The organism is Chamaesiphon polymorphus CCALA 037, from assembly GCF_003003845.1.
Lineage (GTDB): Bacteria > Cyanobacteriota > Cyanobacteriia > Cyanobacteriales > Chamaesiphonaceae > Chamaesiphon > Chamaesiphon polymorphus.
Genome location: NZ_PVWO01000075.1, coordinates 1 through 16,774 on the forward strand (window position 1 = coordinate 1; position 16,774 = coordinate 16,774).

Here is a 16,774-nt window from a genome sequence, read left to right on the forward strand (position 1 = left end):
GCCTTGGTGATGAGTATCGATCGCCATCGAGAGATATTCATAAAAGTCATCTACCGATCGGGTCTAAACTATTTTGCTCACACTAAATATAATGACGATTGAGTGCGTAATTTTGGAGGATTTACATAACCGATGAGCATGGAGACGCTAGAGTTTATCATCTATCCAGATGGCAGAGTGCAGGAAAAAGTCACTGGTGTAGTGGGTCAGTCTTGCACCGTAGTAACAGCAGCGATCGAATCTGAACTAGGTCATGTAGTCAGCCAAGAACAAACTGCGGAATATTTTGCTCAAAATATCGAACTAACAGCCACCGCCACAACTCAAGCTACCTGGTAACTTGAGAAATTCTTGGCAGCAATGCTAAAGATGTCTACCGATCGTCGATACCCTTCGATCGGTCTTTGTGAGGATGGGATTTAATTGCCTATTACCAGCACCCAGCGATCGACTCTCTTGTCTTGACGCGCTTAACTTGGAGGAAACCTCCAAAGCGCGCGTCGCTGATTCGCTAAACCGTCGGGGAACCCGACGTTGGCGTAGCCTCTGCGAAAGCAGAAACGCGAATCGCTGTCAACTTTCAACTATCAACTAAATTTATATGTCCCACTTTAGCAATATTAAGACCAAGATCCGCAATGTAGAATCGCTCACTGCTGCATTGACAGATCTCGGGATCGATTGGAAAACTGGCCCTCAAGCCGTGCGCGGTTATCAAGGCGATACTCGCACAGCGGCAGTTGTCATCGAGCAAGAAAATGGCTACGATATCGGCTTTAGCAGCAACGGTAATAACGAGTACGAACTCATTGCCGACCTCCAATTCTGGCAGCAAAATTGGTCGGTCGATCGCTTTTTGAGTCAAGTTACTCAACGATATGCTTATCATACAGTTGTGACTGAAGCGACCAAACAAGGTTTCCAGGTTGCTGAAGAACGCAACCAACAAGACGGTTCGATTAAGTTAGTAGTCCAACGCTGGAGTGCGTAATTATGAATGACTTTACCCCACCATTAGATGGTAACCAATCTGGTTTCGAGCCAGAACTAGGCGGATTCTTGCGCGATGCGGAAGATCGATCGGGTTTTGAGCCGGAACTCGGTGGGGTATGGCGACAAAAGGGCGTATATGTAGACGAGATGACCTGTATCGGCTGTCTCCACTGCGCTCATACCGCCCGCAATACGTTTTATATCGAGCCAGAACACGGGAGAGCGAGGGTAGTTCGTCAAGATGGCGATCTCGAAGATACGATCCAAGAAGCGATCGATACTTGTCCGGTAAACTGCATTCAGTGGGTCGATTATACCGAATTAAAGAGATTAGAAGCAGAACGTCAATATCAAGTAATTCCCATGGCTGGTTTCCCTGTAGATCGAGCCACGATCGCCGCGAGAGTTCGACGTCGCAAACTAAATAAGGGAAAATAGAATTTCAGACTCGATCCGGATGTGGTCAAAATTCAGTTTGACTTACTTATACAGTGACGATTCCGTCACTGTTTTTTAAGGTCTAATCTTTGACTATAGACAATTAGAGAATTGGTATGAGTCGATCGGCGCAAATATTGCTGAGAATAAGCTGAGAACGCGCTGAAATATCTAAACTCAAAAATTCAGCAAACTATCGATCTCATCTCAGGTATGACTCAAATTCTATTGCGATAGTAATGACAGTGTTAGCTATCTTTAGAGTCGAACGTTGAAAATGAATAGAAGATATGTTTTATTGGCTGGAATGACGACGATCGGGTCGGTTTTACTGGCGGGTTGTTTGCCAGATCGATCGCAAGGCAAGACCAAACAAACTAAATTTGAAATTACCAAAACAGATCGAGAATGGCGCAAGATTTTGACCCCAGCGCAATTTGAGGTGCTGCGTCAGCACGGCACAGAACGCGCTGGTAGCAGTCCGTTGGATAACGAACATCGTCAGGGCATATTTGCCTGTGCGGGCTGCGATTTGCCGCTGTTTGCTTCAAATACTAAATACAACAGTGGAACGGGGTGGCCGAGCTTTTATGCTCCGATTGAGGGTGCGATCGGGACGAAGATCGATCGAGCTTTTGCGATGACTAGAACGGAAGTTCATTGTCGTCGCTGTGGCGGACATTTGGGGCATGTATTTGAAGATGGCCCGAAACCCACGGGTAAACGCTATTGCATGAATGGTGTAGCGATGAAATTTATTGCAGCGTAGCCAACCTTCCCACTCTCATTTCTCAATGCTAGCGACTTTGACCCCATTAATCGGCAATTCACCTTTGTGAAGCTGTCGGGCAAAATCTGGAATCAATTTTTGCATATTACCTTCATAAGCATCAGACCATAGATTTTTCAGTCTTTCTCTAGCTCGCTCGTTTATATAGAATTCTCCCGATTTCTCAACAAGTAACATCGCTACGTGACCGCGATTTTCAGTGACGGTAAAAATGTAATCATCTTTGTCTTTTTTCATAGAAAACCTCAAGTCATCTAGAACTTCCACGAGTTCGTGTTCGTATAGTGCATGTTCCATTTTTACTTGGTGGATAAAAATATGAATTAGTAATTTTTCAATCTTTTTCGTAGTCATTCTCTAAAAAGGTATTCGGAAGAAAAGTCGATCGATAGATCCGATCTTTTCTGACTGTCAAACTATTGGTGGGAGCTTATTCTAAAAGATATGGAGCAGGTTCGTCAGGGCGTAGCCCATTTTGGCAAATAGTCGATCTTGACAATAGATGCCTCGATGTTTGGGTTTCAGCCTCCGTTCCAAAATGGGATCCGCCTGTCTGTTACATGTTAACCCCCAATCGATTTAAATCGATGAGCATAATGATGATTTTCCAAACTTTCGAGGGATCGAGCCAACAAAATTACTCGACTTGCCGCAGTTCTCTATGGATCGATCTGTTAGGCACCGTTCGTGGTTGTGTATCTGTATGTCTACGGATTAGTGGGGAATTTTGCAGTTCCCCGCTCGATCGATTCAAAACCCACCCGCTCCTATTACAGTGCCTTAGTTATCGATACTGTCTTGCTAATAATAATCGGCGAAGGCCCGCCGTAAAAAATCGATCGATCTGACTGTGACGATCGATCGATTTGATTCGATCCCCCTGGAATGCTTACGACGTAGTGGACTCAGGTTACATACCAACCGTTTTATTATCGATCGCTAACTGGTCTTTTCCCGCCAATCGATGGCTCGGAAGAACCCAAAAGCACTGAATATTTAATATTCTGTATTCACAAACACTTTTTTTGGTTAACAAAGCTATCCCGAGCTTAATCTTACCTTAACGATCGCCTACTACAATTACCTGTGAATAGAAAATAACTAAAAAACTTGGAACTTTATGGCATAAAGATTCTCGGGAATTTAGAAAGACAATAATTAAATTATTGGGAATACTTGCGTTACCTAGATTTTATCTAGGATAACCCTCAGCCATGCTTTGCCAAATGCAAGCAGTAGGCGCATTTGACGTGGCTTCGTGAATTCTAGAGCAAGGATTTCAATCTTCGATTTTTCTCATTGAAAGCTTGACTCATACGTCAAGCTTGCAAATCATAGCAACTTGTGTTCGGGCAAGTTGTGAAGTAGAATATTGCAATTTTTGGGTGAATTTAACTGTAATTATGATGAATTTAATCGCCTAAAATACTAATGAACACAACTTCAAGAATTACTGGCTGGGTAAAGTTACTTCAGCCAAATCCCCAAGCTAAAATCCGCTTATTTTGCTTACCGTATGCGGGAGGATGGTCGCAAATTTATCGGCCTTGGGTAGATCGTTTATCTCCAGAAATTGAGTTATATGCCATTGAGTTACCGGGTCGGGGGCCGCGCTTGAGTGAAGCCCCCATCACCGATCTCTCGCTGCTGGTGGAGCAGATCGCTATTAATATTTACGCTCATTTGGATCGCCCGTTTGCGTTCTTCGGTCATAGTATGGGCGGGTTGTTGTGCTTTGAGCTAACTAAACTGCTGCGCCGTCAAGGATATCCCGAACCAGAACATCTATTTATTTCTGCGTATCGGGCACCGCATGTGGGATTAGAACGTACTTGCGTTTACAACTTACCCGAACCAGAATTTATCGAGAAAGTGCGGCGGTTGGAAGGTACTCCCGAGCATGTCTTGGCTAATGCAGAATTGCGCGAGCTGATTTTTCCGGCTCTCCGTGCCGATTTTCAGGCGATCGAGACTTATAGGTATCAGCCTAGTGCATCGCTAAGTTGTCCGATGACGGTATTTGGTGGATTGCAGGATGTTGGGGTAGATGTGGCGATGTTGGAAGCTTGGCGACAGTACACCACAGGCAAATTTAGATTGCAGCTATTTAATGGCAATCATTTCTTTTTGCATGAGGCGCAGGCATTGATGTTGAAATCGATCGAGCAACAATTATTCGCAAGATCGATCGCCCGCTTAGATCTTGAGTTCCAGCCTCTGGATATTACCCCTCCCAAATCCGTGAGTCTTCGATCCCCATCGAAGTGGTAGCACGGTCATAACTTTCAGTTGTAGTTAAAAGGATCTTTGTTTCGGCTTAACAGCTAGGAACGATCGATTGACACCCAAGAGCAGAGTCTGGGCAAGGAGCATTCTTGCGGACTATCGGCTTTGAGATTAACCATGCAATCCGATCTACATTACCCATATGAATAACAGTGACAGCTTCGATCCCCGCCATTGTCTAACTTTAGTCGAACTCCTTGGGCAGCGATCGATCCAGCAGCCAGCAGCCGTGGCTTATACCTTTTTGGTGGATGCCGGATCTGGGCAATTGAATGTGACTTATGGGCAATTGGATCGGCAGGCACGAGCGATCGCCGCGCAACTCCAGCAACGTCAAGCTAGGGGAACTAGAGCTGTGCTGCTGTATCCGCCGGGATTAGATTTTATTGCGGCGTTTTTTGGTTGTTTGTATGCGGGAGTAGTTGCGGTACCGTTGTACCCACCACGGCGCAATCAAAGGGTCAATCGACTCCAAGGGGCGATTCAAAATGCCGATGTTAAGTTTGCCCTGACGACTACAGATACCTTAACGGCGATCGAGCAGAGCGTATCATTGGTACCAGAACTAATTGAGATCGAGTGTATTACTACAGATAATATCGATCTCGATCGGGCGACGGACTGGCAAGCACCTTTACTGCAAGCTGGGGATTTGGCTTTTTTACAGTATACTTCTGGCTCCACGGCTGCTCCCAAGGGGGTGATGGTCAGTCATGGGAATCTCTTACATAACTCTAGTTCGATCTATCAAGCGTTCGGTCATAGCGATCGATCGCGGGTAGTGAGCTGGTTGCCGCTTTACCACGATATGGGTTTGATCGGTGGGGTGTTGCAACCCTTATATGGTGGGTTTCCAGCCGTGTTAATGTCACCAGTGGATTTTTTGCAAAAACCCTGGCGGTGGCTGAAAGCGATTTCGGAGTATGGCGCAACATCGAGTGGTGGCCCCAATTTTGCTTACGATCTCTGCATTGCCAAAATTACTGACGCGCAACGCGACGATCTGGATTTAAGTACCTGGAATGTGGCATTTAATGGTGCCGAACCCGTGCGGGCGGCAACGCTAGAGCGATTTGCTGAAGCTTTTGCTCCCTGTGGTTTTCGCCGCGAAGCATTTTATCCCTGTTATGGGATGGCGGAATCCACCTTGTTTGTCACTGGCGGCATCCCGAACGTAGCCCCTGAGATCTGTCGCGTAGACAGTGCGGCTTTGGCGCAAAATCGGGTGCAACTGGTGGTAGATGACGAAGGTGAAAATCAGCAACAATTGGTCAGTTCGGGGCGGACTTGGCAAGATACTACGGTAACGATCGTCGATCCCGAATCATTAGAGATCTGTCCGGCAGATCGGGTGGGTGAAATTTGGGTATCTGCGCCGAGTGTGGCACAGGGATACTGGCAGATGAATGAGGCTACCGCTGCCACTTTCGTAGCGGGGATTGGGGAGGATCGAGAGCAGCAGTTTTTGAGAACTGGGGATTTAGGCTTTTTGCAGGATGGTGAGTTATATGTAACGGGTCGATTAAAGGATCTGGTCATCATTCGCGGTCGTAATTATTATCCCCAAGATATTGAATTGACGGTAGAACAGAGTCACCCCGCCTTAAAAGCATCCGCAGGTGCTGCTTTTAGTATCGACATCGAGGGTGAAGAACAATTAGTCATCCTTCAAGAGGTAGAACGTCAATATTTACGGCAATTACCTGTGGAAGCCGTAACCGCAGCGATCCGGACAGCGGTATCCCAACAACACGAATTACGCGTTCACAGTATTGTCTTATTGAAACCCACTAGTATTCTCAAGACTTCTAGTGGCAAAATTCAACGCCAAGCCTGTAAACAAGCGTTTTTAGCCGATCGATTGCAAGCGATAGCTACTGTCGAGCCGACTCCAGCCGCGCAGGTTGCCACGGCAATCGGCACTCCCGCCGCGCCAAAAATGCAGTTTAGTTTGCTGTATTTTTCCAGCGACGAAGCTGAATTTGCCGATGATAAATATAAATTACTGCTAGCTGGAGCCAAATTTGCCGATCGACATGGGTTTACGGCGATCTGGACACCAGAGCGACATTTTCATGCCTTCGGGGGTTTGTATCCCAATCCCTCAGTGGTGAGCGCGGCTTTGGCATTGAGTACCGAGCAGTTGCGGTTGCGAGCTGGTAGTGTGGTGATGCCCCTTCACGATCCCCTGCGAGTGGCTGAAGAATGGTCGGTTGTCGATAATCTCTCCCACGGGCGGGTAGATTTGGCTTTTGCCAGAGGTTGGAATCCCAATGATTTTGTGTTTGCTCCCGATGCTTATGCCGATAGTGCTCAGGTGATGTATCGGGGCATTGAGGAGGTGCAGCACCTGTGGCGAGGCGGCAAGATTACACGCCCGAATGGGGTCGGGAAAGCAACTGAGGTGCAGATCTATCCGCTGCCGCACCAGTCCGAGCTAGCAACATGGGTAACTTGTACGGGGGGTAAGGAAAGATTTATTGAAGCTGGAGAACGCGGTCTGAATATTTTGACGGCGTTGCTGTTTCAGCCGATCTCTGAGCTGGCCGAAAAAATTGGTTTATACCGAGCCGCTCGTGCCAGTCACGGTCACGATCCGGCTACTGGTCGGGTAACTTTGATGTTACACACTTTTGTGGGCGAAGACGCGATCGCCGTGCGCGAGCTGGTACGATCGCCGTTTATTGAGTACATCAAGAGTTCGGTAAATCTGTGGCAACAGGGTTCTCAAGATTTGGCACAGCTCGACCCAGCGCAACAGCAAAAACTTTTAGATTATGCCTTTGAACGCTATTACCAAACTAGTGCCCTCTTTGGTACGCCCCAATCCTGTTTGGAAATGGTAGAGCAGTTGCAGGCGATCGGGGTCGATGAAATTGCTTGTCTGATTGACTTTGGGGTAGATTCGGCGACGGTATTAAGTCATCTTCAATCTTTGAATCGCTTAAAGAATTTGGTGAATGGCGAGCCAGAGATCGCACCGCCAGAATCGATCGCCGTGCCCAAAGTTGTTACTCCCTCCAGTGGATTGCCGTCGATGCCAGTAGCGATCGTGCCACCAACCACGCCATCGATCGCGATTGGCGATCCGCAATCATTAAGCACGACAATTGTCAAGTATCTGGCGATCGCGCTCAAGCAGTCACCTGAGAGCATTGCAATCGATCGCAACTTTCACAGTTTGGGGATCGACTCCCTCAAAGCAGTTGAAGTGATGACCGCTCTAGAGGCTCATCTGGATATTCCGCTCTCGCCGACGTTGTTATTTGAATATGCTACGCCCTTGGAGCTAGCCGATTATTTAGTCGAAACCTATGGGGCGGCGGTAACAACCGCGACTAGTGCCGCCGAGCCTGTTGCTGAAGATCTGAGTGCCGAGAGCGATATTGCCATTATTGGTATGGCTGGACGGTTTCCCCAAGCACCAAATTTAGCAGCATTTTGGGAGTTATTGAGCCGTGGGGGTAATGCCATTACCGAAGTTCCAGCTCAACGGTGGCAGAATGCCGACTGGTATGCTGCCAATCCCACCACAGCATTACAGACTTCTTCGCGGTGGGGTGGCTTTGTGGAGGGGATCGATCGCTTCGATCCCTTATTTTTCCAGATTTCACCACGGGAAGCAGCCTTAATCGATCCCCAACAGCGATTATTCTTGGAAGTGGCTTGGGAAGCTCTAGAAGATGCTGGTTATGCTGCCGAACGTTTAGCCCAACAGCCGATCGGGGTGTTTGTGGGTTGTAGTAATAATGGCTACTATCGCCGGATCGAATCATCCTTGGAAGCTAGCGATTATGGGGCGGGGATTGGCAATCAGAATGCGATTATTGCCAATCGGTTGTCTTTCCTCCTGAACTTGCGCGGCCCTTCGATGCTGGTAGACACGATGTGTTCTTCGTCTTTGGTGGCGGTGCATTTAGCCTGTCAGAGCATCCGTCAAGGCGACTGCTCTGGCGCGATCGTCGGCGGGGTCAATCTTCAGCTCTCGCCGCAATACTATGCGGGGATGAGTCGGATGAAAATGCACTCCCCCGACGGTAAATGTCAAACTTTTGATGCGGCGGCTAACGGGATCGTGTTGGGTGAAGGTGCCGGAGCGATCTTGCTCAAACCATTAGCCCAGGCGGTGGCTGATGGCGATCGCATCTACGCTGTCCTCAAAGGCTCGGCAATCAATCACGATGGTCATACCAATGGGCTAACCGCACCAAATCCCCGCTCTCAGGCGGAATTAATCGATCGAGCATTGCAATCAGCGCGGTTGAGTGCGGCGGATATTAGTTATGTAGAGGCTCATGGCACGGGAACGGCGTTGGGCGACCCGATCGAAATTGAAGGTCTGACTAAGGCGTTTCGGAAGTATACCGCCCAGCAGCAGTTTTGCCGGATTGGCTCGGTCAAGACCAACATCGGTCATTTAGAAGCTGCCGCTGGGATGGCTCAAATCTTGAAAGTAGTCCTGGCGATGCAGCACGGTCAATTGCCGCCTAGTTTGCACTTCGATCGCGCCAATCCGTTGATTGACTTTGCCCAGACCCCGTTTGCGGTCAATACTCAACTCACTGATTGGTCGGGGGTCAACTATGCAGGCATTAGTTCGTTTGGGATTGGTGGTACCAATGCCCATGTGATTCTGGGCACGCCACCCGCCCCAGTGCCGAAACCTGCCGCCGTCGAACGTCCGGTGCATTTACTCACATTGTCAGCCAAGAGTCAGGCCGCTTTGAGTGAATCGATCGATCGTTATCTACCAGTTTTGGCTGGTTCACAATCGATCGGCGATCTGTGTTTTACAGCTAATAGCGGTCGCAATCAGTTTGCCCATCGCTTGAGCGTGTGGGGCGCGACGGGTGCAGAATTGGCCGCCAGCTTGCAATCTTATCGTCAGCACGCAGTAGTCCCCGCCCTCCAGACAGGTCGAGTTACCGCGCCGAAACCACCCAGTATCGTTTATCTTTGCACGGGACAGGGTTGCCAATATGCCAATATGGGGCGGACTCTCTACGACACCCAACCAACGTTTCGGCAGGCATTGCAGGAATGCGATCGACTGCTCCAGGCAGAACTGGGTCAGTCTCTGATTGAGGCGATCTATCCCGCACCAGATCGACCCACATTGCTCGATCGAGTGTTATATAGTCAAACGGCGATCTTTGCGATCGAATATGCCCTGGCTCAACTCTGGTTGTCGTGGGGCATTCAACCCAACATCTTATTGGGTCACAGCTTAGGGGAGTATGTAGCAGCTTGCTTGGCTGGGGTGTTTAGTTTGGAGGATGCACTGCTCCTGGTGGCTCGCCGCGCCCGCTACGCTCAGGAATTAACCCCCACCGGGGAAATGGTGGCGGTGTTTGCCAGCTCGACGATGATTGCCAACATTGCACCGCTGGCCGATCTTCAGGTGTCCATTGCCGCTTATAACAGTCGCGAGAATACCGTGCTATCGGGATCGGTGGCCGATCTCACCGCTGTTTGTGAAACTTTAGCGGCAGCGGGGATTCGCACCCAAAAACTAGCCAGTAACCGCGCTTTCCACTCGCCGCTATTAATGCCGATGGTGGCAGAATTCCGCAACTTAGCGGCGCAGATTACCTACCATCCGCCCCAAATTCCGTTGATTTCTAATGTCACCGGACAGCTCGTTAATAAGATCGATGCCGAGTACTGGGTGCAACATCTGTTGCAGCCCGTGCAATTTACCCGCTGTTTGGACACATTACAGCAACACCAACCCCAAATTTATCTAGAAATTGGGCCGAAACCAACGCTAATTAGTTTGGGCAAGCAGAACATCTCTAATCCAGATCTCACCTGGTTGCCTAGCTTGCGTTCTGGCGTAGCCGATTGGGAACAGATCCTCACCAGTTTGGGATCGCTGTGGGTGCAAGGGGTGGCAGTTAATTGGGAGGGATTCGATCGCGACTATTCCCGCCAACGTATTTCCTTGCCCACTTATCCATTCCAACGCCAACGGTATTGGCTCGGTGGCGAACCTACGCCTGTTGGTGCCCAGACTCATCAGCCTCAAGTAGATTTTGTTAATCCTGTTAGCGCACAGCGTCAGATCGATTCTATGACCACTGTTCCCACTGCTATCGATCGCACTGTTCAAATTCCCAGCGATCGCCAGACAACGCTGTTGACTAATTTACATCAGATGACGGCTCAGTTGCTCAAAGCCAACGTCACCGAGATCGATGTACAAACACCATTTCTAGAAATTGGTGCCGACTCGCTGATGTTGGTAGAAGCGGTTAATTATGTAGAAATCACCTACGGGGTCAAAATTACCCTCCGCCAGCTTTTTGAAGAAGTTAGCACGATTGCCGCTCTAGCTACTTACTTAGATCGAGAATTACCACCCGATCCCCAACCGCTGTCCGAACCCGAACAGATTGCCAGTGTAGATAATCCGGCGATCGAGCGTCATGAGGTGGCTCTCAACGGCAACAATCTGGGCAGTCAGGAAGTGAGTCCCGTCCCCGCTGTTGCCAGTAGCTCCGAGCAAACAGTGTCTACTGTGCTGCAACAACAGATTGCCAGCATATCAGCTTTATTTGCCCAGCAGTTAGCACTGCTGGGGCAGCACAGCAGCCCGACGAATGCGATCGTCCCGCCACCGCTTCAGTCTTCTGCACCCGATCGATCTGCGAAGCCCAATCTGCCAGTGATGAAGGCTGTTGTCGATCGATCGGTACCCTTCAATCCTCCAGCTACGGCTAATGCGTCCGCTCCTCAAGTTCCGGCAGAGTCGATCGCGGCTTACAATCAGCAGACAGCAAAATCTAAGCATCGCGCTCAAGCCGATCGCGCCGTACTGGCAGATAGTCGAGCCACTGCTGGATTCCGACCCTCAACCAAAGAATTGGTGTACCCAATTATCGGCGATCGAGCTGAGGGATCGCGGTTTTGGGATATTGATGGTAACGAATATATCGATTTAACTATGGGGTTTGGGGTGTTACTATTCGGTCACAATCCCGACTTTGTAGCAGCAGCGATCGCCGCCCAAACTCAACGCGGGTTGCAAATTGGCCCCCAATCCGATCGGGCTGGCGCAGTTGCCCAGTTGATTAGCGAGCTGACTGGTGTCGAACGGGTGGCTTTTTGTAATTCGGGCACTGAAGCCGTGATGACTGCGGTGCGGTTGGCGCGGACGGCTACAGGTCGCTCTAAAATTGCCCTATTTGCGGGGTCTTATCACGGTCATTTTGATGGCATCTTGGCGAAGGCAGGGGCAGACAAACAGGGAACGCCGATCGCTCCAGGCATTCCAGCCGGAACCGTTGCCGATACGATCGTCCTAAATTACGACGATCCGGCGGGTTCCTTGGCGATCCTCCAAGCTCACGCCGCAGAATTAGCCGCCATCTTGGTGGAGCCAGTCCAAGCCCGCCGCCCCGATCTCCAACCGATCGAGTTCTTGCAGCAACTCCGGCAGTTCGCTACATCTGCGGGTATTGCCTTGATTTTTGATGAGGTATTGCTGGGTTTCCGAATTCAAGCGGGCGGAGCGCAAGCCTGGGCAGGAGTTCGGGCAGATATCGTCACCTACGGCAAAATTGTGGGTGGTGGTCTGCCGATCGGGGTAGTCGCAGGTTTGGCTACTTACCTAGACGGCATCGATGGGGGTTGGTGGCAATATGGCGACAATTCTTACCCTGGTGCCGAGAAAACCTTCTTCGCTGGCACCTTTAATAAAAATCATGTGGGGATGGCGGCGGCTGTTGCTGTGCTTGAATATTTGAAACAGGCTGGTTCGGCACTATACGATCGACTCAACCAGCGCACGGCTAGTTTGACGCAACGCTTAAATGCTTACTTTGCCGAGCAGGCTGTGCCGATCCGAGTCGTGCATTTTGGTTCGCTATTTCGCTTTACTTATACTGGTAATTTCGATCTATTTTTTCAACATCTGCTGCTCAATGGCGTGTATGTCTGGGAAGGCCGAAATTGCTTTTTATCCACAGCGCACACCGATGAGGATTTGGAACGGGTGGTGCAAGCGGTACGAGCTGCCGTACAAGGGATGCGCGGGAGTGGATTATTGCCTGGAGGTACTCCAGCTACCGTACCAGCTTTGCCTGTAGCCAGTCAGTCGATCGCCAGCCGCAACGATTTACCGCTCTCCTTAGCCCAGCAGCGGCTCTGGTTCTTGGATCGGCTAGAACCTAATAGTGCTTTTTACAATATGCCTGCCGCTGTCCGCTTGCGGGGGCGCGTCCAAATTGCCGCTTTAGAACAGACTCTTCAGACCATAATCGATCGGCATGAAGTATTACGTACCAATTTTGGGAGCGATGAGGGTCAGCCCGTACAGACGATCCATCCCCAAATTGATTGGCAGATGACCGTAATTCCGATCGCCAGCAACCCAGATCCCGCAGCGATTCAACACCAGATCGCCGCCGCCGCGCAACAACCTTTTCGGCTAGACAGCGATCCGCCAATTCGCGCCACCCTGTGGGAAGTTTCGCCAACTGAATCGATCCTGCTGTTAGTCCTGCATCATATCATTGCCGATGGGTTGTCCATGGCCGTGCTGGTCGAAGAAATTGCGGCAATTTATCCCGCACTGTGTTTGGGCTACGCCCATCAGTTACCCCCTGTACCCATGCAATATGCCGACTTTGCCAAGTGGCAACGGCAATGGCTTCAGGGCGAAGTATTACAGACCCAATTAGATTTTTGGAAACAGCAACTCGCTGGGGTGCCTACCATCTTAGAACTGCCGACCGATCGACCGAGACCGCCATTACAAACGGTACGGGGTGCGCATTACCAGTTGCGGCTCTCGGCGGAGTTAACTACCCAACTAGGGACGCTCGGTAAAAAAATGGGCGTTACCCTCTTCATGGTCTTGTTAGCAGCGTTTGACGTTCTGCTGTATCGTTATACCCGCCAGACCGATATTTTGGTAGGGTCGCCGATCGCCAGTCGCCAGCTACCAGAGACCCAAAAAGCGATCGGTTTATTTTTGAATATCTTGCTGTTGCGCGTCGATCTAGCTGGCAATCCCAGCTTTGAGCAGTTATTGCGCCAAGTGCGGCAAGTCACCCTCGATGCTTATACCCATCCCGATGTACCCTTCGAGCAATTAATCGAGACTTTGCGCCCAGAGCGCGATCTGAGTCATCCGCCGCTGTTCCAAGTGATGATGATTCTCGATCGAGCTACGCCGATTGAGTCTCAACCCTTACCAGATTTAGTTTTAGAAACCATCCCAGTTGAGAACTTTACCTCCAAGCTAGATTTGACACTGACGTTAGAAAATCAGCCGACAGGTTTAGTCAGTGAGTGGGAATATAATACCGACTTATTCGATCGCGATACTATCGTCCGGCTAGCCGCCCAATTTGAGATCCTGTTGGGTGCGATCGTCAGCGATCCTTCCCAATCGATCGATCGACTGCCCTTACTCTCTCCCAGCACCCAGCAGCAATTGTTGGCGCAAGCTCAGGGCGCAGCGCACCGCCATCCCGATCTGTGCCTGCATCAGGCGATCGAAGCCCAAGTCGCCCTGACTCCTGAAGCAGTAGCAGTGGTTTGGAACGACGAACGATTTACCTATCAAGAACTGAACGAACGCGCCAATCAATTGGCGCATTACCTGCAAGCCCAAGGTGTGGCCGGACGGGTGGGGATCTATCTAGAACGCTCGGGGCACACCCTAGTTGCCGTGCTAGCGGTGCTAAAAATCGGTGCCGCTTATGTACCCCTCGATCCTAGCTATCCAGTCGATCGCTTGGCATATATGCTGACAAATGGGCGGGTAAACTGCTTGCTGACAGACACGACGATCGTTACCCCGTTACCGAATGCCCCCGATCTCGTCGTTTATCTGGATCGCGATCGAGCGGCGATCGCTAGCTATGCCAATACCAATTTGGCACTGGAGATCGATCCCAGCAGCTTGGCTTATGTAATTTATACCTCTGGTTCTACAGGTATGCCCAAAGGGGTCACGGTCAGCCATCGCAGTTTGGTCAATGCCTACCACGGCTGGGAAAGTGCTTATCAGCTTCGTACCCGCACTCGGAGCCATTTACAAATGGCGAGTTTTTCGTTTGATGTGTTTGCGGGCGACTATATTCGGGCGTTGGCGAGTGGGGCAAAACTGGAGATCTGTCCGCGAGATTGGCTACTAGAGCCAGCGCGACTCGATCGATTCATCCGCGATCGGCAGATCGATTGTGCGGAATTTGTCCCCGCAGTGATGCGGCTATTGGCTGAATATTTAATTAGTACCAACCAGAATTTAGCCCAGATGAGCTTAGTGGTGGTGGGTTCCGATCGCTGGTACGTGCGGGAATATCAACAGTGGCAACAACTCTGTGGCAGCCACACCCGCTTAATTAACTCTTACGGGGTGAGCGAAGCCACGATCGATAGTTGCTACTTTGAGACCAATACAATTGAAAATTTCCCCCACGAGGCACTCGTCCCCGTCGGTAAACCTTTCCCCAACGTGCGACTGTATGTCTTGGAGCCGACGCTACAACCCGCTCCGCTCGGCGTTCCGGGTGAATTGTATATCGGGGGGATGGGAGTCTCTCCAGGCTATGATGCCCGACCCGATCTGACGGAAATCCAATTTATTGCCGATCCGTTTAGCGATCGGCCAGATGCAAAGCTCTATCGCACTGGCGACCTAGCCCGTTACTTGGCTGATGGTAATTTGGAATACTTGGGGCGGATCGACCAACAGGTCAAGATCCGAGGTTTGCGGATCGAATTGGCAGAGATTGAGTCGGTACTCCAAGCGCAACCATCGATTCAACAAGCGATCGTCTTGGTACGGGAAGACCAACCCGGACAACAACAGTTGGTGGCTTATCTTGTCACCCCTCCGGAAGTCACCGTAACTGCTAACGATGTGCGCCGCGCCCTGCGCGAAAAATTACCAGAATACATGATTCCCAATGCCTGGATTTTCCTGGCGGAATTCCCCTTGACCCCCAATGGTAAAGTCGATCGTCGCGCCTTACCCGCACCAACAGGTAGCAGCGATCCAACGTTTATTTATGTGGCACCCCGTAACCCTACAGAAGAAGTACTAGCCCAGATCTGGGTCGAATTGCTACCAGTCGATCGAGTCGGGATTCGCGACAATTTCTTCAATCTGGGCGGTCATTCGCTCCTGGCTACCCAACTGATTTCGCGCATTCGATCGACCTGGCAGGTGGAGTTACCGCTCCGGCTGTTGTTTGAAGCGACGACGATCGAGGAATTGGCGATCGCCATTCAGGCACAACAATCTCAGGATACGACACCACTGCCGATCGCCCCACCGATCCAAGCTGCACCTGTGGGCGCACAACTCCCGCTTTCCTTTGCTCAACAACGGTTGTGGTTCTTGGATCGACTCGAACCCGATAGCCCGCTCTACAACATTCCCGTGACGGTGCGTCTCCAGGGTACCTTGCAGATCGATCTGCTAGAGCGCAGTCTGCAAGAGGTAATTCAACGTCATGCCGCGCTGCGGACGGATTTTGTCAGTGTAGATGGTGCCGCTACCCAAGTCATTCACGATCGGCGGGACTGGCAATTGACGATCGTCGATCTGGGATCGCAACCGCCAGCCGATCGCCTGTTGGCTTGTCAAGAACTCGCTCATCAAGAAGCCATTCGTCCGTTTCAACTCGATCGATCGCCCTTACTGCGAGCTACGCTGGTCTGCTGTGGCGTAGATGATTATCTCTTGCTGTTGACCGTTCACCATATCGTGGCCGATGCTTGGTCGATGGGGGTATTAGTCCAAGAGGTGGCAACCATTTATAGTGCCGCTGTCCGCCAGCAACCCGCAGATTTGCCCGACCTGCCGATTCAGTATAGTGACTTTGCGCTGTGGCAGCGATCGTGGCTGCAAGGAGAGGTACTAGCCGCTCAGTTAGCTTACTGGCAAACCCAGTTAGCGGGAGCCAAACCGCTGTTAGAATTGCCACTGGATCGAGCGCGTCCTGCCGTTCAAAGTTTTCGCGGTGCCCACGCTCACTTTAGTTTGGAGCGGGAATTGACCGCCCCGATCGAGCGGCTCAGTCGAGATGCTGGCGTCACACCGTTTATGACGCTATTGGCGGCTTTTTATACCTTGCTGTATCGCTACACCGGACAGACCGATCTATTAGTGGGCAGTCCGATCGCCAATCGCAACCGCGCCGAAATTGAAGGGTTAATTGGCTTTTTTGTCAATACTTTGGTGTTACGCACCGATTTAGCGGGAGATATCAGTTTCCGCGAGTTATTGGGCTGTCTCTTATACACATC

The 16,774-nt window shown here is 50.5% G+C and carries 7 protein-coding genes; 6 read left to right on the forward strand and 1 reads right to left on the reverse strand.

Annotated features, from left to right (window positions below; all coding sequences use genetic code 11):
- The first annotated feature begins 132 nt into the window (after positions 1–132).
- The 4 genes from C7B77_RS08255 to msrB all read left to right on the forward strand — a co-directional run bounded on the left by C7B77_RS08255 (position 133) and on the right by msrB (position 2,200).
- Positions 133–339, forward strand: coding sequence for a DUF2997 domain-containing protein (locus C7B77_RS08255; protein WP_015159778.1), 207 nt, complete (start codon positions 133–135; stop codon positions 337–339).
- Between the two features lie 262 nt (positions 340–601).
- On the forward strand, positions 602–991 hold the full coding sequence (locus C7B77_RS08260) for a DUF1257 domain-containing protein (RefSeq protein ID WP_015159779.1): 390 nt from the start codon (positions 602–604) through the stop codon (positions 989–991).
- A gap of 2 nt (positions 992–993) precedes the next feature.
- Positions 994–1,431 carry a ferredoxin gene (locus C7B77_RS08265; RefSeq protein ID WP_106302679.1) on the forward strand — a complete coding sequence of 146 codons (438 nt, stop codon included), beginning with the start codon at positions 994–996 and terminating at the stop codon, positions 1,429–1,431.
- 277 nt (positions 1,432–1,708) lie between these two features.
- Positions 1,709–2,200, forward strand: a complete 492-nt coding sequence (gene msrB / locus C7B77_RS08270; protein ID WP_106302682.1) for a peptide-methionine (R)-S-oxide reductase MsrB — start codon at positions 1,709–1,711, stop codon at positions 2,198–2,200.
- Between the two features lie 15 nt (positions 2,201–2,215).
- On the opposite strand, the gene C7B77_RS08275 is transcribed toward msrB, so the two are convergent.
- On the reverse strand, positions 2,216–2,518 hold the full coding sequence (locus tag C7B77_RS08275; protein ID WP_146138237.1) for a sialate O-acetylesterase: 303 nt from the start codon (positions 2,516–2,518) through the stop codon (positions 2,216–2,218).
- A 1,134-nt stretch (positions 2,519–3,652) separates the two neighbouring features.
- On the opposite strand from C7B77_RS08275, the gene C7B77_RS08285 reads away from it, so the two are divergent.
- Both C7B77_RS08285 and C7B77_RS31035 read left to right on the forward strand, forming a co-directional pair.
- Positions 3,653–4,492 carry a thioesterase II family protein gene (locus tag C7B77_RS08285; RefSeq protein WP_106302691.1) on the forward strand — a complete coding sequence of 280 codons (840 nt, stop codon included), beginning with the start codon at positions 3,653–3,655 and terminating at the stop codon, positions 4,490–4,492.
- Positions 4,493–4,649: 157 nt separating this feature from the next.
- Positions 4,650–16,774, forward strand: a 12,125-nt coding sequence (locus C7B77_RS31035; protein WP_106302694.1) for a hybrid non-ribosomal peptide synthetase/type I polyketide synthase, incomplete at its 3' end; no start/stop codon positions are given.

Bases quoted from the DNA above. Each gene is read 5' to 3' on its own strand.
- C7B77_RS08255 (WP_015159778.1), top strand. From the start codon at position 133: ATGAGCATGGAGACGCTAGAGTTTATCATCTATCCAGATGGCAGAGTG.
- C7B77_RS08260 (WP_015159779.1), top strand. From the start codon at position 602: ATGTCCCACTTTAGCAATATTAAGACCAAGATCCGCAATGTAGAATCG.
- C7B77_RS08265 (WP_106302679.1), top strand. From the start codon at position 994: ATGAATGACTTTACCCCACCATTAGATGGTAACCAATCTGGTTTCGAG.
- msrB (WP_106302682.1), top strand. From the start codon at position 1,709: ATGAATAGAAGATATGTTTTATTGGCTGGAATGACGACGATCGGGTCG.
- C7B77_RS08275 (WP_146138237.1), bottom strand. From the start codon at position 2,518: ATGGAACATGCACTATACGAACACGAACTCGTGGAAGTTCTAGATGAC.
- C7B77_RS08285 (WP_106302691.1), top strand. From the start codon at position 3,653: ATGAACACAACTTCAAGAATTACTGGCTGGGTAAAGTTACTTCAGCCA.